At 69.9% G+C, this 21,328-nt stretch carries 14 protein-coding genes; 6 read left to right on the forward strand and 8 right to left on the reverse strand.

Annotated features, from left to right (window positions below):
• Positions 1 to 38: 38 nt before the first annotated feature.
• Positions 39 to 6,680, reverse strand: coding sequence for an S-layer family protein (locus tag J2126_RS07830; protein ID WP_209485445.1), 6,642 nt, complete (start codon positions 6,678 to 6,680; stop codon positions 39 to 41).
• A gap of 377 nt (positions 6,681 to 7,057) precedes the next feature.
• Between J2126_RS07830 and J2126_RS07835 the strand changes: the two genes are divergently transcribed.
• The gene (locus J2126_RS07835; RefSeq protein WP_209485447.1) at positions 7,058 to 8,050 is read left to right on the forward strand and encodes a helix-turn-helix transcriptional regulator; all 993 of its coding nucleotides are present in this window, start codon (positions 7,058 to 7,060) and stop codon (positions 8,048 to 8,050) included.
• 41 nt (positions 8,051 to 8,091) lie between these two features.
• Here J2126_RS07835 and J2126_RS07840 read toward each other — a convergent pair whose 3' ends face one another.
• Complete coding sequence (locus J2126_RS07840) at positions 8,092 to 8,781, reverse strand: gamma-glutamylcyclotransferase (protein ID WP_209485449.1); 690 nt, start codon at positions 8,779 to 8,781, stop codon at positions 8,092 to 8,094.
• 335 nt (positions 8,782 to 9,116) lie between these two features.
• On the opposite strand from J2126_RS07840, the gene J2126_RS07845 reads away from it, so the two are divergent.
• Complete coding sequence (locus J2126_RS07845; protein WP_209485451.1) at positions 9,117 to 11,288, forward strand: histidine kinase dimerization/phosphoacceptor domain -containing protein; 2,172 nt, start codon at positions 9,117 to 9,119, stop codon at positions 11,286 to 11,288.
• 106 nt (positions 11,289 to 11,394) lie between these two features.
• Positions 11,395 to 12,411: an LLM class flavin-dependent oxidoreductase gene (locus J2126_RS07850; RefSeq protein WP_209485453.1), complete on the forward strand. Its 1,017-nt coding sequence runs from the start codon at positions 11,395 to 11,397 to the stop codon at positions 12,409 to 12,411.
• A 167-nt stretch (positions 12,412 to 12,578) separates the two neighbouring features.
• Here J2126_RS07850 and J2126_RS07855 read toward each other — a convergent pair whose 3' ends face one another.
• Positions 12,579 to 13,010: an OsmC family protein gene (locus J2126_RS07855; RefSeq protein WP_209485455.1), complete on the reverse strand. Its 432-nt coding sequence runs from the start codon at positions 13,008 to 13,010 to the stop codon at positions 12,579 to 12,581.
• Between the two features lie 340 nt (positions 13,011 to 13,350).
• On the opposite strand from J2126_RS07855, the gene J2126_RS07860 reads away from it, so the two are divergent.
• Complete coding sequence (locus J2126_RS07860; protein ID WP_209485457.1) at positions 13,351 to 14,064, forward strand: SGNH/GDSL hydrolase family protein; 714 nt, start codon at positions 13,351 to 13,353, stop codon at positions 14,062 to 14,064.
• Positions 14,065 to 14,079: 15 nt separating this feature from the next.
• On the opposite strand, the gene J2126_RS07865 is transcribed toward J2126_RS07860, so the two are convergent.
• From J2126_RS07865 to J2126_RS07885, 5 genes are all read right to left on the reverse strand, one after another.
• A complete protein-coding gene (locus tag J2126_RS07865) occupies positions 14,080 to 15,048 on the reverse strand; it encodes a hypothetical protein (RefSeq protein ID WP_209485459.1) in 969 nt (322 codons plus the stop codon).
• 80 nt (positions 15,049 to 15,128) lie between these two features.
• Positions 15,129 to 16,322, reverse strand: a complete 1,194-nt coding sequence (locus J2126_RS07870; RefSeq protein WP_209485461.1) for a dihydrodipicolinate synthase family protein — start codon at positions 16,320 to 16,322, stop codon at positions 15,129 to 15,131.
• Between the two features lie 31 nt (positions 16,323 to 16,353).
• Complete coding sequence (locus J2126_RS07875; RefSeq protein WP_209485463.1) at positions 16,354 to 17,766, reverse strand: enolase C-terminal domain-like protein; 1,413 nt, start codon at positions 17,764 to 17,766, stop codon at positions 16,354 to 16,356.
• A gap of 127 nt (positions 17,767 to 17,893) precedes the next feature.
• Positions 17,894 to 18,715: an ABC transporter ATP-binding protein gene (locus tag J2126_RS07880; protein ID WP_209485465.1), complete on the reverse strand. Its 822-nt coding sequence runs from the start codon at positions 18,713 to 18,715 to the stop codon at positions 17,894 to 17,896.
• 10 nt (positions 18,716 to 18,725) lie between these two features.
• Positions 18,726 to 19,535, reverse strand: coding sequence for an ABC transporter permease (locus J2126_RS07885; protein WP_209485467.1), 810 nt, complete (start codon positions 19,533 to 19,535; stop codon positions 18,726 to 18,728).
• 302 nt (positions 19,536 to 19,837) lie between these two features.
• On the opposite strand from J2126_RS07885, the gene J2126_RS07890 reads away from it, so the two are divergent.
• Both J2126_RS07890 and J2126_RS07895 read left to right on the forward strand, forming a co-directional pair.
• Entirely contained in the window at positions 19,838 to 20,539 is a 702-nt protein-coding gene (locus tag J2126_RS07890; RefSeq protein WP_209485469.1) for a thioesterase II family protein, read from the forward strand.
• Positions 20,532 to 21,245 carry a 4'-phosphopantetheinyl transferase family protein gene (locus J2126_RS07895; RefSeq protein WP_209485471.1) on the forward strand — a complete coding sequence of 238 codons (714 nt, stop codon included), beginning with the start codon at positions 20,532 to 20,534 and terminating at the stop codon, positions 21,243 to 21,245. Before J2126_RS07890 ends, J2126_RS07895 begins: the two co-directional genes overlap by 8 nt.
• The last annotated feature ends 83 nt before the right edge of the window (positions 21,246 to 21,328 follow it).

A 21,328-nucleotide genomic window follows, 5' to 3' on the forward strand; every position in this document is an offset into this window, starting at 1 on the left:
CCGCCGCCCGCGAAGGTGTTGGAGGCATCACGCGAGCCTCAGCTGCCGATCACCTTGCCCCAGATGCCGGGGGTGACGGAGGCGGGAGCGCCGGGAACCGCCTTCACGCCTTCCTTGGTGACCAGCTGCGTGGGCGTGCCCTGCAGGTAGGTGCGCAGGTCGGCCTGGCGATCAAGCCACACGCCGGTGGTCTCGTGCCAGATGGCCTGGGCGCCGGTGACGAGCTTGGGCAGTTCAAAGGCTTCCTGGTCCGGCAGGCCGATCAGGTACTGGTCGTTCCCGATGACCGTGAGGTCGTAGAAGAAGAAGCCCTTGTCGATCACGCCGCCGAACTTCGGCGCGTAGTTGGTGGAGGTCGGATCGATGTAGAAGCTGTTCGGGTCGGTGGTGCCCGCCACGCTCTGCACGTCCACCACGCGGATGCCGGCGAGGTTGAAGGCGCCGGGGCCGGGGTTGACGTCGTTGATGACGAGGCCGGTCGCGCCGGTGGTGACGAGGCCGGCGATTTCCAGGCCGTTCACGTCGAGCCCGCCCACCGCGAGCTGGTCCGAAGTGGAGCCGGCCGCGCCGAGGAAGCTGTCGAGGCCGACCCGGCTGTTGCCGACGCCATTCCAGGTGCCGCTCACGTAGGTCACGTCGCGGGCGCCGTTGAAGGCGATCTGGCCGGGCACCTCGTCGATCATGGTCAGCAGGCCGCTCTGCAGGAAGAGCGGATCGCCGTTGTTGAAGGTCTCGAGGCTGAAGAAGTTGGTGTTCTCGGCCACCGCGCCCTGCAGCGCGGTCACGACGCGGCCGGCGTTGTTCACCGTGTCGGTGCCGCCGCCGAAGTAGTTGTTGCCGACCGTCACCCAGGTGTTGGACGACAGGTTGTTGAAGGTGTCGTCGTTGTCGGTGAGGCCGACCCGACCGACAATGGTGCCCGCGTTGGTGATGGTGGTGGCGCCGCCGTCGGTATCGATGACGATGTCGCTCGCCGCGATGATCAGGCCGGGCAGGTTGACGCCGCCCAGGTAGCTCCAGGAGCTGACCAGCGTGCCGGCGCCCACGTTGATGATGGTGCCGTCATCGCTGTTGACCGAGATCACCGCCTCGCCCCAGCTCTTGCCGGAGCCGATCACCGCATTGTTGGTGCCGATGTTCACCGTGGCGAAGTCGGCCTCGAAGATGCGGATGGCGTTGCCGACGCCGGTCTGGTCGGCGTCGCCGCGGATCAGGCTGAGGTCGGAGGTGGTGATGGTGACGTTGTCCCAGCCGCCGGCCCGGATGCCCTTGTCGTTGGCGACGACCGAGGAGTTGAGGCCGGTGGTGACGAAGATGTCGTTGCCGGCGCCGAAGGCGAAGTTGGTGGCGGTGAGGCCGTCGTCGCCCGCGGCCACCGTGCTCGAGGAGCCGGTGGTGAGGAAGATGTCGCCGGAGCCGGCGAACTTGTTGGCCACGATGCCGTCGCCGCCCGCCGTGACGCCGCTGGCGAGGCCGGTGGTGACGGTCAAGTTGCCGGTGGCGCCGATCGACTGGGCGTCGATGCCGTTGCCGGAGGTGGTGATGCCGCTGGTGATGCCGGTCGTGACCACCACGTCGCCCGTGCCGCCGAACCGGCCGGCGAAGATGCCGCCCGCAGTGGCGTTGATGGCCGACAGCGTGCCGGTGGTGACCGTCACGTTGCCCGTCCCCAGGGTCTTGGAGGCGATGACGCCGAAGTCCTGGGCGGTGATGGTGGTGAGACCCGCCTGAGCCACGTTCACGTCGCCGGCGCCGAAGATGGCGTTGGCCTCGATGCCGTTGGCGGTGGTGGACGTGATGTTGGCGTTGGCGTTCACCTGCACCGTGCCGTCGCCGGCCTTCAGGATGAAGATGCCGTTGTCGGTGGCGGTGATGGCCGCGTTGTTGGTCACCGTCACGTTCCCGGCGGTCAGCGCCGCCGCGAGCACCTGGATGCCCTCGTCGCCGGCGGTGATGGTGCCGTTGGTGGTGATGGCGATGTTGCCGCCGCCCAGATGGGCCACCGAGATGCCGTCGTCGCCGGCGTTGATGGTGCCGAGGGCGGTGGTGTTGATGGTGATCGGCGTCTCGCCGAAGGCGATGGCGAGGATGCCGTCGCCGCCGGTCGCCGCCTGGTTCAGGCCGCCCACCGCCGCGTTCACGTCGATGGTGGTGGGGCCGTCGCCGAGCTTGAAGGTGAGGATGCCGATGCCGTCGGACTTGATGGTGCCGCCGGCGTTGACGTTCACGTCGATGGCGCCGTTGCCGATGTTGGCGCCGACGATGCCGATGGTGGTCGCCTGGACCTCGGCGTTGACGTTCACCGTGGCGGTGCCCGAGCCGATGGTCAGCGCGCCGCCGCCCACCGCCGGCGGATCGATCACGCCGTTGATGGTCAGGGTGGCGTTGCCGGTGCCGCCGGCGATGGCGGCCGCGCCGATGAAGCCGCCGGGCGCAATGGAGACCTTCTGGTTCACCGTCACGTCGGCGTTGCCGCCGGTGTTGAAGCCGATGACGCCGGCGACGGCGGCGTTGACCGTGCCGTCGGTGACCACGGTCACCTGCTGGCCCGCGCCGATGTTGCCACCGAGGACACCGATGCCGTTGGCCGAGGTGACCGCCGCCTTGGTGTTCACGTCCACCGTGCCACCGTCGCCGATGGAGAGGGCGCCGACGCCGAGGAGGTCACCGCTCACGGTGCCTTCGGTGAGGACCTTCACGGTGTTGGTGTTGCCGAAGGCGAGGCCGGCGACGCCGAAGCCGTCCGCCGAGGTGACCGCCGCCTTGGTGTTGATGTCCAGCGAGCCGCCGGTGGCGCCGAGGATGCCGCCGACGCCGAGCAGGCGGCCGGAGACGTCCTTCTCGGTGGTCACCGCGACGGTGTTGGGGCCGGCGCCGATGGCGCCGCCGAACACGCCGAAGCCGTCCGCCGAGGTCACGGTGTCCTTGGTGAGGACGGTGACGGTGTTGGTGTCGCCGAGCGCCAGCGCGCCGACGCCGAGGTAGCGGCCGGTGACCGCCTTCTCTGTGGTCACGTCGATGGTGTTGGAGCCGAGGCCGAGGGCCGCGACGCCGAAGCCGTTGGCGCTGTCCACCGTGTCCTTGGTGAGGACGGTGAGGCTGCCGCCCGTGCCGCCGACAATGCCGCCGACGCCGAGGAGATCACCCGCGACCGCCTTCTCGGTGGTCACCGAGACGGTGTTCGGGCCGGCGCCGATGGCGCCGCCCAGCACGCCGAAGCCGTCGGACGAGGTCACCGTGTCCTTGGTCAGGACGGTGACGGTGTTCTGGTCGCCCAGCGCGAGGGCGCCGACGCCGAGGTAGCGGCCGGTCACTGCCTTGTCGGTGGTGACGTTAATGGTGTTGGAGCCGAGGCCCAGGGCCGCCACGCCGAAGCCGTTGGCGCTGTCCACGGTGTCCTTGGTCTCGACGGTGAGGGTGCCACCCGTGCCGCCGATGATGCCGCCCACGCCGAGCAGGTCGCCGGAGACCTGCTTCTGGGTGGTGACGTTCACCGTGTTGGCGCCGGTGCCGATGGAGCCGCCCAGCACGCCGAAGCCGGAGGCCGAGGTGACCTTGGCCTGGGTCTCGACGTTCACCGTGGTGCCGCCGCCGCCGAGGTTCAGCGCGCCGACGCCGAGCAGGTCGCCGGAGACTTCCTGCTGGGTGGTGACGTTGATGGTCTGGCCGGTGCCGAGGCCGAGGGCCGCGACGCCGAAGCCGTCGGAGGAGGTCACCTTGTCCTCGGTGACGATGGTGAGCTGCGAGCCCGCGCCGCCGATGAGGCCGCCGACGCCGAGGAAGGTGCCGTCCACCTGCTCGCCGGTGGTGACCGTGACCACCGAGCCGTCGCCGAGGCCGGCGCCGACCACGCCCGCGCCGCCGGAGGTGACGGCCGCGGTGGTGGTGACGTCCACGTTGCCGTTGGCGCCGATGGAGAAGCCGCCCACGCCGAGGAGGCCGGAGTTGATGGCGCCGGAGGTGGAGACCTTCACCACCTGATTGGTGCCGATGCCGCCGCCCAGCACGCCGATGCCGTCATTGGTGATGGCGGCGGAGTTCTTCACGTCCACGGTGGTGGCGATGCCGGTGGTGTTGTCGCCGATCACGATGCCGCCGACGCCCAGAAGGCCGCCGGTGATGGCACCGGTGTTGGTGACCTTCACCTGGCCTTCGTCGCCCGCGACGAGGCCGGCCACCGCGGCACCCTGGGTGCTGATGGCGCCGGAATTGGTGACGTTCAGGGTGCCGTTAGCGCCGCCGATGACGCCGATCACGCCGCCGATGTCGGCGTTCACCGAACCCTGGTTGTTGACCGTCACGGTATGAGCGTCGCCGAAGGCGAGGCCCGCCACGCCGATGCCGGAATTGTTCAGGATCGCGCCGGAGTTCTGCACGTTCACTGTCGTGCCGGTGCCCGGGCCGATCGCCACGCCCGCGACACCGAGGAAGCCGCCGGAGATGGCGCCGCCGTTGGTCACCGACACGTTGGTGCCGGCGCCCGAGCCGTCGAGGTCGATGGCCGCGCCCAGAACGCCGATGCCGCCGGTCTGGATGGCGCCGATGTTGCTGACCGTCACCGTCTCGCTGCCGGTGCCGTCGCCCACCACGATGCCGCCGACGCCGAGGAAGCCGGCCTGCACCACCGCGAGGTTGCTGACGTTCACGTCGTTGCCGTTGCCCACCGCGAGGCCGAGCACGCCGACCTGGTAGTCCTCGACCACGCCCTTGTTCTCGACATTCACGTCGAGGCCGGCGTTGTTGTTGCCGACCTTGATGCCGGCCACGCCGATGAGCGGGGTGGCGCCCACGGTGGATTCCACCGTGGCGCTGTTGTCCACGTCCACCCGCCCGTCGCCCACGTTCAGGCCGAGGACGCCGATGAGGTCGGCGTCGATGTTGCCGGCCGTGTTGGTGGTGGCGGTGCCGTTGCCGATGGTGACGGCGGCGACGCCGATCAGCGGCGGATCGATCACGCCGGAGAAATTGACCGTGGCATTGCCGTTGTTGGCGATGGCGCCGACACCGACGAGGCCGCCCGACGCCACATCAACGGTGCCGTTGGTGGTCACGTTGACATTGCCGTCGGTGTTGAAGCCGAGCACGCCGCCCGCGGTGCCGGAGACACTCCGCGTCTCGACGTCCACCGTGCCGCCGGTACCGATCGAGCCGGCCAGAACGCCGAAGCCGCCGGTGGCGTCGACATTGTCGCGGGCATCAACCGACACCTCGTTGCCGGTGCCGATGCCCACCGCGAGGATGCCCGTGCCGTTGCCGGCCGTCACATTGTCCTTGGTGGTGACGTCGACCGTGGCCTTGCCGGTGCCGACCGCGGAATTCCAGGTGGAGGGGTCGGCCGGGTCGAAGCCGGTGAAGTCGCCGACGCTGGCGCCGAGGGCGAAGACGCCGTTGCCGTTGGTGCCTTCCACGTCGCCGGAGACGTTCACGGTGGTGTTGGCGTTGCCATTCAGGCTGCCGGCCAGCGCGAAGATGCCGTTGGAGCCGCCGGTCACGTCGGCCGAGCCCTGCACGGTGGTGGTGGCGGTGTTCGGGCCGCCCGAGACCGGGGCGGTGATGGCGGAGGCGAAGATGCCGGCGCCCGTGCCGCCGATCACCGAGCCGCCGTTCGCGGTCACGGTGGTGGTGGCATCCACGCCGATGCCGCTCAGGCCGACCGAGGTGGCGGTGGCGTTGATGCCGTTGGTGCCGCCCTGAACGAAGGTGCCGTTGGTGGTAACCGACGAGACCGCCGGAATCTGCGTGCCGCCGAGGGAGAAGCCCACGGCGGTGGCGTTGATGCCGTCGCCCGAGGTGCCCATCGCGGTGCCGCCGACGAACCGCAGGTCGAGGTCGGTGCCGGTGGCGGCGACGCCGTTGGTGCCGCCCATGAAGAACGAGTTGTTGGCGGTGAGGTTCACTTCCTGGCCGAGGAAGTTGGCGCCGGAGCCCGAGGTGCCGCTGAAGAAGCCGCCGTTGGTGGTGGTGTTGATGGTGCCGAGGGCGGTGAAGTTCAGGCCGTTCGTGCCGCCGCCGATGAAGGCGGCGGGGGTGGAGGTGAAGGTGATGTCGCCCAGGGTGGACGTGAGGTTGATGCCGTTGCTGCTCGCCTCGGTGCCGGTCGCCGTGCCGGCGAAACCGGTCATGGTGATGTTGCCGATCGCCGCGGTGGCGCTGATGCCGTTGTCGCCGCCCGTCGCCGTGCCGGTGAAGTTGTTGGCGGTGATGTTGCCGGTGGTGGCGAAGAGCTGGATGCCGTTTCCGGTGGTGCCTGTGGCCGAGCCGGAGAAGTTGTTCAGCGTGATGCTGGTGCCGGACGTGTAGACGATACCGTTCTCATCACCGGTGAAGGTCGCGGCCGTGTTGTTGCTGGTGATCGATGTGAGCGCGCCGACGTTCAGGGCGGTTCCGCTCGGCGCAGTCTGGACGATGACGCCCGCGCCGGCGTTGACCGTCGTGCTGCCGAAGATGTTGTTGCTCGAGAAGCCGTTGTTATCGGTCCCGGTGCAATCCACCGTCACATTCGGAAAGCCCGCGCCGGAGCACGCCGCATCCGCCGTGCCCGGCTGGATCACGCCCGCCAGCACCGTCGCCAGCGCCGAGGAGAGGAGAAGTGCCCGTGCCCGGCCGCGGGTTACGGAGCCTCCCTTCGCGGAGGACCGAACATGCGCGCCAGACAGGATGGTGCCGCCCGAATTGACCATCTTCACCCCCAACATGCAGCGGCAGGAGGACACCCTCCGCCGGCATTAACCTGTTTGGGCCGCCACAATCTGCGACCATTGGTTGTGGAGCGATTTTCACACTCCTCGAACTGACGCGAACTTACCCATGGTCTGCAATCACCTCTCCGCAAGACGCGACTCATCACTGCTCAAAAAACGAAATGCTTCATATTCACGTGAGGTGTTGCACTTTTGCCATGACGACAAATTCGAATTAGATTCAAGTGCTTAATCTATTTTCATGCTCAGGGCGGTTGCGGGCAACCGCCCTACGGTCAAGGCCAAGACAGGATATCGACCGGTATTTGGGTAGTTAGAGTTGCATTTAGACTCTGTTTGCTCTGTTGTTGCGCCGGTTGGGCAAGGGGCGGAAACCAGCGATGGAGGGCTATCTAAAGATTTCGCAGACGCAATATTTAAGTATTCACGATTGCGCTGCATCAAATTCAGAGCTTCATCACGCGCGGTTGCAAGGTGGCACCGCGGTGGCGCCCAAGGTCAAATCCGCTCAGGACGGACTAAGTTTGCGGCAGACGCTGTTGCCGAATGTGGCCGTTATTTGTGCGACAGCGCCACAATTGGGCGCCCTGCGTGTCGCCGCGCTGGAGCTGCCACTCATTGTGGCCGGGCAAGCCAGCGAATCCGCAACACTGGCCGTCGATCAGGAGCCGCCCCGCGATATACCGGCGAACGCCTCCTTCCTCGCCACCGTCCGAAACCGCGCGGACATCCGCTTTCCCGGCGGCACGCTGTTTCTGGTGGCCGCCCCGCAGCGGGGCCCGATCATGGGCGAGACGGGCGGGAGCCTGTCCACCGCGCCGGACGAATCGGTCGACCTGCTCATCACGCAGGCACAGTCCATCGTCGGGCGCGATCTGCCGCCGGCTCTGGCGCGGGCCTGCGAGGCGGGCCTCCTCGCGCTGCTCTCGGTTGCGCGCGAGCGTGAGGATAAAGGGGCGGTCGATGGCGACCCGCTGTTCCGCGACATTCTGGCTGACATCGCCGCCAACTGCCGCCAGCAGGATTACGGGGTCGCCCAGGTCGCGCAGCGCTACAAGCTGAACGTGCGCACGCTCCAGAAGATGTTCCAGAAGCACGGCACCACGATCCGCGAGCACATCACCGCCGCCCGCCTGAAATACGCGGGGGCGGCCCTGCTCGATCCCGCCAATGCTGGGAAAAAGGTGTCGGACATCGCTTTCGAGGCCGGCTTCAACGACATCGCCACCTTCAACCGCCTGTTCCGCCGCACCTTCGGGCGCGCGCCCTCAGCCTTCAGGACAGAGGCGAATCAGGCGGCTGCCGGCGTTGCCCGCGCCGAGCAGGCGGATATCGACGACATCGCCTAAGCGCTTCCGGACTCACCACCCGACCCGCGGCGCGTCACGGCTCATCCCTGCGATTCAAGCGCCTCACGGCGGCGGCGCACGGCGGCGGCCAGCGCGTCAAGCGCGGGATCGCTGACGCCGTGCCCGGCCAGCCCCTCGCAGGTGGCGAACAGATACTCCGCCGCAGAGCCGATGGCGCCGCGCGCGGTGGCGAGCCGCTCCACCACCTCTTCCTCGCTCAGCCCACCGGCATAATGCGGGTTGGCGCGGTCCATGGTGAAGGCGATGGCGCAGCCGATCTCCCCGCCATCCGGATCGGTGACCTCCAGCCAGCGCGGCACATAGGCGCCGGAGAGCATCTCGCGCCGCCACAGCAGCGACAGTTCGTGCTCCAGCCCCTCCTCCGGCAGACGGAAGGCGACGCCGGTGCAGTCGCCGCCCGAATCAAGGGCGAGCGTAAGGCCGGGATGGGCGCGGGAGCCCCGCCCCACCACCGTCTCAAGGCAGAAGGCGCGATGCCAGCCGTCGATGCGGCCGACCCGGCACGCCTCCACCCGCACCGTGGGGTTCCAGATCAGCGACCCATAGGCGAAGAGCCAGACCGGTCCTTCCGGCCGCGCCGCCAGCGTGGCCGTGAGCGAGGCGGCGCGCTCGGCCTGCGTGAGCACGGCCAGATCCGGCGCGTCGCGCGCGACCAGCGCGTCAATGCCGCCGGCCTCGATGAGTTCGCGGGTAAGAGCATGCATCTTCATGGCTGCCCCTATTTAAGCAGGAACTGCGCCAATTCCCATGCCCCCCGCGCCGAACCAGCCGGATGGGGGTATAAACCCTCCCATGATACCGCATCGATGCTTCCAACGGTATTTCAGTGGGGCTTAGACGTGGCCGTCGTGATTTTCGGGCTTGTCAAGGGCTGGGCATTTGGCTTGGCAGCAAAAGCCATGCGATGAAGAAAAGAACAAACTGTGTCCATCGCCAGCGGCGGCGGACACAGGCATCGGGGGCTTCGCCGGGGGGCGCGGCCAGGTCCCGTCTTTCTTCAGCGCGGGTCCTCCCGCGCTGAGCGATCACGAGCGCGAACTGCCCCATGAAAGACGCTTCCGTCAGCAGCACCGCGCCCCGCGGCACGCCGGATATCGGCGGGTGCGACAGCGAGCCGATCCACATTCCGGGCTCCATCCAGCCGCACGGCCTGCTGCTGGTGGCGGACCCGCGCACGCGCACCGTGGTGGGCGGAGCCGGCGACATCGAGGGCCGCCTCGCCGAAGGCTGGCTCGGCGCCACCCTCGACACATTGCTCGGGCCGGACATGGCCGCGCCGCTCCAGGCGGCCGTGCAGCAGGCCCCGCAGACTGTCGTCACCCGCCTCGGCCTCCTCGCCGGGCGCGCCGAGACGTTCGAGGTGCTGCTGCATCGCGCCGCGCAGGGCATCCTCGTGGAGCTGGAGCCGGCCCCCGAGGTGCGGCTCGGCGCGGCCGAGGTGCTGGCCGGGCTCGACGCCGCCGCCGTGAGCTTCGAGCGCGCGGCGGACCTGCGCAATCTCTGCGCCGAGGCGGCCGCCGTCTTCCGCCGCATCACCGGCTTCGACCGGGTGATGATCTACCAGTTCCTCGACGACGAGGCGGGGACGGTGCTCGGCGAGGCGAAGGCGAAGGAGATGGGCTCCTTCCTGAACCACCATTTCCCCGGCAGCGACATCCCCCGCCAGGCCCGCGCGCTCTATGTGCGCAACCGCGTGCGGGTGATCCCCGACGTGTCCTACACGCCCGCCCCGCTGCGTCCCGCCGAGGCCGGGCTCGCCCAGCTCGATCTGTCGGATGTGATGCTGCGTTCCGTCTCGCCCATCCACATCCAGTATCTGCGCAACATGGGGGTGGGGGCCTCGGCCTCCGTGTCCATCGTCAAGGACGGGTTGCTGTGGGGCCTCGTCGCCTGCCATCACCGCACGCCCCGCCGCCTGCCCTACGAACTGCGCATGGCCTGCCAGTCGCTCGCCGCCAACCTCGCCCGCCAGATCCGCACCCGCGAGGAGGCGATGCAGTATCGCGACCGCATCCGGCTGCACGGTGCCGAGGATTCGCTCGCCGACTATCTCTCCGCCGACGCCCCGGTGGAGGAGGTGCTCACCCGCCACGGCGACGACCTGCGCCGGGCGCTGGGCGCCGACGGCTTCGCCGTGGTCGAGGCCGACCGCGTGCGCACCTGCGGCCGCTGCCCGGACGAGACGGCGCTCCGGCGCATCGCCCGCTGGGTGGAGGCGCGGGCGCAAAGGCGCGCCTTCAGCACCCACACCCTGCCCGCCCTGCTGCCCGCCGCCGCCGAGGTCGCGCCGCTGGCCAGCGGCGTCGCGGCGGTGAACATCCCCGGCGACGCGCCGCTGGTGCTGCTGTGGCTGCGCGCCGAGCAGGTGGAGGTGGTCAACTGGGCCGGCAATCCGCATCGCGACGACCCGGCCGATCCCAATGCCCAGCTCACCCCGCGTGCCTCCTTCGAGGCATGGAGCGAGACCGTGCGTGGCAAGGCGCGCGCCTGGTCGATGGCGGAGGTGGAGACCATCAACCGCCTCGGCCACGCCGTGCTGCAGGCGCGCCAGAACCGGCGCGTGCGCGACCTCAACCGCCGGCTCTCCGCCACCGTGGTGGAGAACGAGCAGTTGCTGCAGCACAAGGACTTCCTGATGCGCGAGGTGAACCACCGCGTGCAGAACAGCCTGCAGCTGGTGTCCTCCTTCCTGCGCCTGCAATCGCGGCGCCTCGGCGAGAGCGAGGCGGCCTCGGCCCTGGCGGAGGCGGAGCGCCGGGTGGCGGCGGTGGGCCTCGTGCATCGTCAGCTCTATGCCGGCGAGCAGGTGGAGGCGGTGGACCTCTCGCGCTATCTCATCGACCTCACCAACGAGGTCACGAGCGCCCTCGGCAAGGAGTGGGAAGCCCACATCAGGCTCGATGTGGCGCCGGTGCTGATGGCGGCCGACCGGGCGGTGCGGCTGGGTCTGATCCTCACCGAGCTGGTGCTCAACACCGCCAAATATGCCTATGGCGGCGCCCCCGGCCCGCTCAGCGTGGCGCTGGAGCAGCACCGCGACCGCTTCCGCCTCATCGTCGCCGACCACGGCAGCGGCAAGGTGGGCGAGCGCCAGGGCTTCGGCACGCTCATGATCAAGGCCATGGTGCAGGGCCTCGACGGCGTGCTCGCCGACGAGGAGAACGCCCCCGGCCTGCGCACCATCGTCACCGCCCCGATATGCCCGGCGGGAGGTTGATGGGTGGCGCTCAGGCGCCGCGGGCTTGACCAGAGCCCCTTCCGTTCGGCCCCTGCCCTCCCTATCTCAGCCTCATCTTTCGTTCGGGGGCGAACGAGGCTGGTTGATGGCTGAGCTTTCCATTCTCGATCTCGTCCGGGTGCGCGAGGGGTTCTCCCCCCGCCATGCCCTGGACAACGCCCGCGACCTCGCTGCCCACGCCGAAGACTGGGGCTACCGCCGCTTCTGGGTGGCCGAGCATCACAACATGCAGGGCATCGCCAGCGCCGCGACGGCAGTGGTCATCGCCCATATCGCGGCAGGCACGCAGCGGATCCGGGTGGGCGCGGGCGGCATCATGCTGCCCAATCACGCGCCACTCGTCATCGCCGAGCAGTTCGGCACGCTGGCGCAACTCTTCCCCGGCCGCATCGACCTCGGCGTCGGCCGCGCGCCGGGCACCGACCAGATGACCATGCGGGCGCTGCGCCGCTCGCTCACCAATGCCGACAATTTCCCGCAGGACGTGCAGGAGCTGGAGGCCTACCTCGCCCCCGCCCAGCCGGGCCAGACGCTGTTTGCCGTGCCGGCGACCGGAACCGAGGTGCCGCTCTGGATCCTCGGCTCCAGCACCTACGGCGCCCAGCTCGCGGCGGCCCTCGGCCTGCCCTACGCCTTCGCCTCCCACTTCGCCCCGGCCGACCTCCTGCCGGCGCTGGAAATCTACCGGGAGCGCTTCAAGCCCTCGGACGTGCTTCAGAAGCCCTATGCCATGGCGGCCCTGAACGTGATCGCGGCCGAGACCGACGCCGAGGCGCGCCGCCTCGCCACCACCCAGCAGATGTCGGTGGCCGACATCTTCCGCGGCGCGCGCGGGCTCTCCAAGCCGCCCATCGATGACATCGAGGACTATTGGACCCCCATGGAGAAGGCGCAGGCCCAGCGCTTCCTCGCCCGCTCGGTCGTCGGCGGCCCGGAGCGCGTGCGCGAGGGCATCGCCGCCTTCGTGCGCGAGACCGGCGTGGACGAGGTGATCGTGGTGTCCGACGTGTTCGACCACGACAAGCGCCTCGCCTCCTACCGCATGATCGCGGAGGTGGCGGGCGCTCTGGCCGGGACGCAGGCGGAGGCAGCGGCGGTGTGAGTCTCGGGCGGACCGCGTATGCGGCCCGACATCGCCACGTGTCATCGCCCGGCTCGTCCGGGCGATCCACCCGTCCGCCCGTGCGATGCCCGAAAATCCGAACCAGCCCAACCGTGGATCGCCCGGACGAACCGGGCGATGACGGCTCTATTATACCTTCCTGCCCCTCACCCCTCCAGGCGCGCGTCCAGCGTGATGTTGGCGCGGATCACCTTGGACAGGGGGCAATTGGCCTTGGCCTTGCCGGCCAGTTCCGCGAACTGCTCGGGCGTAGCGCCCGGCACGGTGCCCACCAGGGTGAGGTCCACCTGGGTGATGGCATAGCCGGCGTCCTGCTTCTCCAGCGACACCTTCGCGGTCGTCTCCATCTGCGTGGCGGTGAGCCCCGCCTCGCCGAGGATGAGGGAGAGCGCCATGGTGAAGCAGGCGGCATGGGCCGCACCGAGCAGTTCCTCGGGATTGCTGCCGCGCTGGCCCTCGAAGCGGCTGGCGAAGCCGTAGGGGAAGCCGGCCAGCGCCCCGCTCTCGGTGGAGATCTTGCCCCGCCCGTCCTTGATGCCGCCGCTCCATTCCGCCGAACCGCTGCGCACGATCGCCATGGTCGTCTCCTGTTCCGATGGCCCGCGCACGGGTGCGCTTGGGCTTTGCAGTGCCTGCGGGGGAGGAACGACCGAGGGGGGGAAATCGTTCACCGCGCCGGCGTGCAAACCGGAAACAATCGTTCACACCCGTGACACCAAAAGACGCACCGCGGTCCAACTTGCGACATCTGGGCCGTGACAATGGAGCCTGTCTTGCGGGGCGCCCCGGCCCGCTGCGCGCGGCACCGGGGAAGAGGAGATTTGCTTCGGACCACCAGCGAGGGGCGGCACCCGACGCTGCGACCGGGCACCGAAAGGTGTTTCCGGCGTTGCCTTCCAGATGAAAGGGAAAGCCCCCATGCGCTTTTATTCCGGCCGGCCCGACGCCGGCGGCACATTGCCGTCCCGCCGGCGCCTGATGCCCGCATTGTCCCATCGCCAATGGGCTCGGCTTAAGCCCTGGCTCGTGGCGCTGGCGGTGGCCGGCGGGGCCGTGGCGCTCGGCGCGCTTATTGTCAGCGAGATTCCCCAGCGCACCCGCATCGCCTTCGAGGCCGATGTGCGCGCCCGTTTCAGCACCGCCCCGGTGCTCGTCATCGGCGACAGCATCACCTACCTGGCCGCCCCGCGGAACCTCTGCGGCGAGGAGGTGCTGAACGCCGCCGTGCCGGGCGACAAGATCGACGATCTCCTCGCCCGCGCCGACGCGCTGGAGCGGCATCTCGCGCCGGCCCGCGTGGTGATCGCCATCGGCGCCAATGACGCGGTGAAGCCGAAGCATTCCATCGCTGAATGGCGGGCGCGCTATCGCGACCTCATCTCCCGCTTTGCCGGAACCCAGCTGGTGCTGGTGGAGGTGAACCCGGTGGAGCATCACCGCTCGCCCTATGCGGACATGCTGGACGAGGCCTATGTGGCCGAGCAGAACGCCGTGATCCGCGCCATCGCCGCCGAGACGGGCGCCGTGGTGGTGCCGGCGCCGCAATCCGTCTCCACCACCGACGGCATCCACCCGAGCCGCGCCGGCGCCCTGCTGTGGCGGGCGCGCCTGTTCTCGGCCGCGTGCCGGTAGGCGCCTTGGTGGCGATCAGGCATCGAGCGGGAACCGCCTTGGCGCGATGGCGTAGCGGGCGCGAAGGGCATCGATGTCCATTCCGGCCACCGCGAAGAAATCCCACCCCGGCGCGAATAGGTCCGTATTGATCCCCGCGCCGCGCTCCCACGCCTCGAAGAAGGCGCCCGGCTTGAGCGCGCCCACTGCGGAGGCCGCCACATCGTTGAGCTTGATGCCGAGGTGCCAGCTCACGATCACCGGCAACACATGGGCCGCCATGGAATTCTTCGGGTGCATGGCGGCGGTGAAGGTGGAGACGAGGATTTCGCCAGGCGGCGTCGTGTCGTAGCCGGCCAGCACATGGCAGGAATCGTGCGGCACGCTGAACACGGCGGAGAGCCCGTTGGGCTCGCCGGGGAAGGCGTATCCGTTGTCGCGGAAGTGGTGGAAGAAGTGGTTGCCGAAGCTCTCCGGCGGCAGATGCTCCAGCGCGTGAAAGCGGGCGGCGAGCGCCGGGTCCGGCTTGGCGGTGTAGGGCAGGAGATAGGCGGCGACGTCGCTCGTGACGTTGCCGCTCCAGGCGCGGCCGGTGACGCTCTCCATGTTCGCCCGGATCATGCATCCGAGCGCCGCGTGAAGATGGCCATGGGCGGCCTCGGCGAGATCGCGCACATAGTCGGCACCGCCGAGTCCCGTGGCCTGCGCGCACGCCACCAGCCGGTCGATGCGGGCGGCATCGATGCTGCCATCCACCAGCGCCACCACGGTGATGAGCCGCATGGCCTCGGCGGCAGCCGGGCCGGAGAGGCGCGCCGCGAGGCCGGCGGGATCGACGGGTCCCGGCAGCGGCCCGCCGGAGGGTCGGCCGAACACGACCTCCGCGGCAGCGGCAATGGTGTGGTGGTCCGCCTCGGTCACCGCCTCGGCGCCCTTCGCCTGCGACACCCAGAGCATCGCGCCGAGCGCCGCATCCTGCTGATCCGCGTCAAGGTTGATGCGCATGCTCCTGCCCCGCGCCGTTCACTCCGCTGGGGAAGTTGGCACAAGCACGAGCGCGGCGGAAGCGCTCGAGGCCGCGGGGATTAGCCCTCCACGCCGCGCACGGCGAGCACCGCCTTCATGCGCTTCACCGCGAGGTCGGGATCGGTGAGCAGCCCGGCCGCGTCGGCGAGGCGGAACAGCTCGGCGAGGTGGAGCGTGGAGCGGGTGCTCTCCTGCCCGCCCACCATGGTGAAATGGTCCTGATGGCCATTGAGATAGGCCATGAAGACCACGCCCGTCTTGTAGAAGCGCGTGGGCGCCTTGAAGATGTGCCGCGACAGCGGCACCGTCGGCCCGAGGATGTCGTGGAAGCGCGCCGTGTCCCCCGCCGCCAGCGCGGTGAGCGCGGCCGAGGCGGCCGGCGCGATGGCGTCGAAGATGCCGAGCAGCGCGTGGGAATGGCCCTGTTCGTCGCCGGCGATCAGCTCCGCATAGTTGAAATCGTCGCCCGTATACATGCGCACGGCCGGGTCCAGCCGGCGGCGCATGGCGATCTCCTTGTCCTTGTCGAGAAGGGAGATCTTCACGCCGTCGATCTTCGCCGTATTGGCGTTGATGACGGCGACCGCCGTGTCCATGGCCGCGTCGAGATCGCGCGTGCCCCAGTAGCCGGCAAGCGCGGGATCGAACATGTCGCCGAGCCAGTGGATGATGACCGGCGCCGACACCTGCGACAGCACGCGGGCATAGACCGTCTCATAATCCTCCGGCGACTTTGCCACGCGGGCCAGCGCGCGCGAGGCCATGAGGATGATGCGCCCGCCCACCTTCTCCACCGCCGCGATCTGCTCCTCATAGGCGCGGATCACGTCGTCCAGCGATGTCGCCGCCTCAGGCGCGAGATGGTCGGTGCCGGCGCCGGAGAAGACCAGCGCCTCCGGCCCGTGCGCCTTCGCCGCTTCGACCGAACGGCGGATCAATTCCAGCGAGGTCGGCCAGTCCAGCCCCATGCCGCGCTGGGCGGTGTCCATGGCTTCCGCGACGCCGAGCCCGAGGTCCCACAAGCGGGCGCGGTAGGCGATGGTGCGGTCCCAGTCGATGGCCGCGTCGAGCCACGGGTCGCAATCCTTCAACGGGTCCGCCACCACATGGGCGGCGGAGAAGGCGATGCGGTTCATGGGGCCGGAGGCACGGGCGGGAAAATCGCGCGGGGCGGAGAGGCGGAAGGTCTCAAGGCTCCCGCCGGCGACCGGCAGGCGTATCGAGAGGGCGGTGGCGCGGGCATGCTCGTTCATGGTGTCGATCCTGAGAAGGCGGCGCGGTCGCTCAGGCGAGCGTCCCGTGCGGGATGGGTTCGGGCACCGCGGCCGGCGCGATGGGGGTGAGGCTTGTCCAGTCGGGTTCGGCGGCGCGGGCAAAGCCGGGCGCCTCCAGAAGGCCGCGGGTGGGCAGGAGCCCGCGCGAGACATCGAGGCCGAGCCGCCCGTTGCGCTGGGTGTAGAGGTCCGGATGGGCATCGAAGAAGGCGCGGGCCTCGCCCTCCGGCGCCGGGCCGAAGCCGTCCACATAATGGTGGCCGTTGCGCTCGCCATGGGCGAGGCCGAGGGCGGCGACGAGGGCGGTGTCCTGCTCGATGCCGAGGCCGGGCTGGCAGGTGAGGTCTTCCGCCGAGATGAGGAAGGGCGCGCGCGCCCCGCCGGCATTCCACGCCTTCACCCGCGCCGCGTTGAGGATGGCCTTGTAGAGCCCCTTGCAGCTCTTGGAGGAGACGCCGCGATAGCCGAGCGCCGCCGCGCGGGGGAAAGCATCCGGCGCATCGTCCGCCTCGTCGATGATGACCGGCAGGCCATCCAGCGGCGGCAGCGGGGCGGCGAAGGTCTCGGCGCGGTCGAACGGCTGCTCGATATAGAGAAGCCGCGCGCGGAAGGCGGCGAGGCGCGGGGCGTTCAGCGCCTCGGCGAGGGCCATGAGGCGGTCGGGGTCGTACTGCTCGTTGGCGTCCAGCGTCGCCGCATAGCCGGGCGCCGCAGCGGCGAGGATGGCGGCGATCTCCTCCAGCCGGGCGATGTCAGCCGCGAGGTCGCCGCCGATCTTGATCTTGAAGAAGGCGAGCCGCGCCGCCGCGATCTCGGCGGCGAGGCCGTGCGGGCCGTCGAGCGGGTCCATCAGGCCCACGGTGTAGCGCAGCGCCACCGCCGGGGCCGGCGTGAGCGCGGCGAGGAAGCCGCCGATCTGCCCGGCGGTGAGATCGGGCGAGAGCCGCCCGTCGAGCCCCATCACGTTGCGCTTCAGGCCGGCGACGAGGCCGAGGCCCATGGCGCGCAGGAGCGCATCCAGCACCGCCTTGTCGAGGAGCGCAGGGCCGAAGCCGGCGGCGAGCGGCGGCACACCTTCGCGGTTGCCCCACATGAGCTGCGGCGCCCGCGCCGCCACCGACAGGCCGAAGGCGCTTGAGGGCAGGGCATTGGCATAGATGCGCGCCGCCTGGGCGAGGCCCCGGCGCAGGTCGTCCACGGTGTGAAGCGGGCTTTTCGCCGGCGCCTTGTCGAACCAGCGCGGCATCATCATCTCGGCGGCCATGCCGGTCGCCGGGCCGAAGCCCTCCACCTCGGCCGCCACCTTCACGAAGGCCTGCGGCGCCGTCTCCACCACCGAGGGGCCGAAGCGGAACGGGCGGACGAAGGGCATCAGCCGCTCGCCGATCTCCACCTCGCGGATGGTGATGCGCGGAAAGGGCATGTTCGTCCTCTCAGTCCTGCGGGACCAAAGCCCGCGCGGCGATTGAGCGAGGCCGCGCCCGGTCCGCGCGGCGATTGAGCGAGGCCGCGCCGGTGCCGGTCGCGACCGGCACCGGCGGCAGGAAGCCTCAGTCCAGATGGCCGCGGGCGTAGAAATGTCCGCGGATGGTCTTGGCGAGTTCGGCGAACACCGGGCTCGCCATCATGTCGAGAGAGCGCGGGCGGGGCAGCGGCACGTCATAGATGGCGGCCACCGAGCCCGGCCGGTCGGTCATCACCACCACCCGGTCGGCGAGGAAGATCGCCTCGGGGATGGAGTGGGTGATGAGCAGGATGGTCTTGCCGGTCTCGTGCTGGATGCGCTGGAGTTCCAGATTCATCTTCTCGCGCGTCATGGCGTCGAGCGCGCCGAACGGCTCGTCCATGAGCACGATCTTGGGGTCGTGCACCAGCGCCCGGCAGATGGCGGCGCGCTGCTGCATGCCGCCCGAGAGCTGCCAGGGATATTTGTTCTCGAAGCCGTTGAGGCCGGCCGTGTTGAGGAGCTGGCGCGCGCGGTCCAGGTGGCTCGCGCGGTCGAGCCGGCGCACCTCCACCGGCAGCATCACGTTGCGCAGCACGGTGCGCCAGGCGAGCAGCACCGGGCTCTGGAACACGATGCCCACATCGTCCGGCGGCTCGGTCACGGCCTTGCCGTCGATGCGGATTTCGCCCGCCGTGGCCGGGATGAGGCCCGCCACCAGCTTCAGCAGCGTGGACTTGCCGCAGCCGGAGGGGCCGACCACGCAGATGAACTCGCCCTCGGAGATGTCGAGGTCCATGGGCTTCAGCGAGGGCACCTCGCCGTCGCGGGTCTGGTAGGTCTTGGACAGGCCGCGGATGTCGATGAGGCGGCGGCGGGTCGCGCCGTCGTCGCGGGAGATCACGCGCAGGGTGTTGGGTCTGGCCATGGCGCCCTCCTCAGACGGTGACGAAGACGTCATGGCGCTGGCTCGCATGCCACGGGACCAAAAGGCGTTCGACGAGGTCGATCACCCAGAACAGCACCACGCCGATGAGCGCGAGCACGATCAGGGCGGCGAACATGGTGGGCAGCTCGAAATTGCCGATGGAGCGCTGGAGCACGAAGCCGAGGCCGGAATTCGAGCCCACGAACTCGCCCACCACCGCGCCCACCACCGCCAGCGTCACCGACACCTTGAGGCCGGCGAAGATGGCCGGCATGGCGTGGGGCAGGCTCACCATGGCGAAGGTCTGGAGGCGCGAGGCCTTCATGGAGCGGGCGAGGTCGCGCATGTCCGCCTCCACCGACTTGAAGCCCTGCACCCCGGCCACCACCACCGGGAACACGCCCAGAAGGAAGGCGGAGATCACCTTGGGCACGATGCCGAAGCCGAACCACACCACGAACAGGGGCGCGATGGCGACCTTGGGGATGGACTGGGAGAACACCAGCAGCGGGTAGAGATAGGCCTCGATGGTGCGCGAGCCGGCGATCAGCATGGCGAGCGGGATGCCGATGGCGGCCGACAGCGCGAAGCCGGCGAGGGTCGCGATGGTGGTCGGCACCGCCTCGCGCGCCAGCATGGCGCCGTCGTTGCGGAAGGCGAGCATCACATCCCACGGGGTGGGGATGAGATAGGCCGGGATCTGGAAGATGCGGACCGACAGCTCCCAGATGGCGATGAGGATCACCAGCAGGCCCAGCGGCCGCGCCCACGGCGCGTCGATGACGGCAAGCACGGGATTCCTGTGGCGCGGCGACGCCATGCGGCTTCCTCCCTTTTGGTTTGACCCGGCCGGGACTCTGCGGTCCCGTTTTTAACTAACTAGTGAATTACATTTCCCGCGGCGTCCGTTGTCAAGCCCGCCAAGGCGGGGTGAAACCGCACCGAGGTAGCGCAGGACGGCTTTTGCCGCCGCTTTTCCCGTTGCAACTTCTGCCGCACCGCAGCGAAAGCCTTGAGCCGGTCGCGCTTTCCAGCTTATCTCGGTAGCGGGAGGCTTCCACGATGCCGCGTCGCTGTCCAGACACACGGCCGCTACCGCGCCTTGGCGCGAAGGCCTGAGCCGTGCGCCTCGTCTGCCTGCCCCATGCCGGCGGCTCCGCCGTGCTCTACCGCACCTGGAAGGCCGCGCTCCTGGGCCTCGCCACCGTGGACAGCCCCGAGCTTCCCGGTCGCGGCAGCCGCCACGGCGCGCCTTTGCCGACGAGCCTTCCGGCGCTGGCCGAGGACATCGCCGCGCCCCTCGCCCACCGTCCGGTGCCGGTGGTGCTCTACGGCCATTCCATGGGCGCGCTGCTCGCCTTCGAGACGGCGCGGGCGCTCGCCCGCCACGGCGTTACCGTCGCCGGCCTCGTGCTCTCCGGCCGGGCGGCGCCGCACCTGCCGTTTCCCCGGCTCGACCGCCATCTGATGAGCGATGCCGCGCTGATCGAGGAGCTGAAGCGCATCGGCGGCACGCCCGACGCGCTGTTCCGCCGTCCCGAAATCCTCGCCATGACGCTGCCGGCGCTGAAGGCCGATTTCCGCATGGTGGACACCTACGCCTTCACCCCCGGCCCGGCGCTGGCCTGCCCGGCGGTGATCCTCGGCGGCGCCGACGATCCCGCCACGCCGGAGCCGAGCCTGCATGCCTGGCGCGAGCTGATCGCAGGCCCGGTTGCGGTGGACATCTGGCCCGGCGGCCATTTCTTCGTGCGCGAGGACGAGGAGCGCCTCCTCACGCTGCTCAAGCGCACCCTCCCCGTCTGGCGCGCCGCCCGTGCCTGAGGCGTCAACCCCGGTGGACGCCGCGCGCCTCGCGCCGGGCGCGAGCCTCCTCGCCATCGCGCGCGTCACCGATGCGCTGGTCAATCCGGACCTCCACATCGTGCTGCCGCCCGACGAGGACGCGCGCATCGCCCGCCATGTGAAGGCCGACGACCGCGCCGCCCGCCGCGCCGCCTGGAGCCTCGCGCGCACCCTGCTCGGCGCCGCCCTCGGCCGCGCGCCGGCCGAGGTGCGCGTGGCGCGCGGGACGAACGGGCGGCCGGAACTGGCGGCGCCCTCCGACATCGACTTCAACCTGACCCATTCCGGCGACTGGGTGGCGGTAGGGCTCGCCCGTGGCGGCGCCATCGGGATCGACGTGGAAAAGGCGCGCGGGCTGGACCTGTGGACCCGCCTCGCCCCCGATTTCATGCATGACGACGACCGCGTCCGCTGGTCGGCCGCCCCCGAGACCGACCGCGCCGCTTCGGCCCTGCGCGCATGGTGCGGGAAGGAAGCGGTGCTGAAGGCGACGGGGGAAGGCCTCGCCGGCGACGCGCGCGGCGTGCGCCTGCCCGAGCGCGGCGGCCTCGTGGTGCGCGCCGGCCGCGCCTTCCTCACCGGCAGCGGCGCTTTGCCCGCCGCCGCCTACGCCTTCGCCGTGGAGGTGGAGGCCCCGCTGCTGTTCCGCTCCGCCGGAGCGGGGTGGGAGCGCATCGCCGGCTGAGGGCTACGCGCTGTCCGGAAATGCTGTCGTCCGGATGCTCTAGCATGGCCGATGGCGGTCCGGTCGAACCGGGATCGAAGATG

Origin of the sequence: Xanthobacter flavus (assembly GCF_017875275.1) — a bacterium.
Taxonomy (GTDB): Bacteria; Pseudomonadota; Alphaproteobacteria; order Rhizobiales; family Xanthobacteraceae; genus Xanthobacter; species Xanthobacter flavus_A.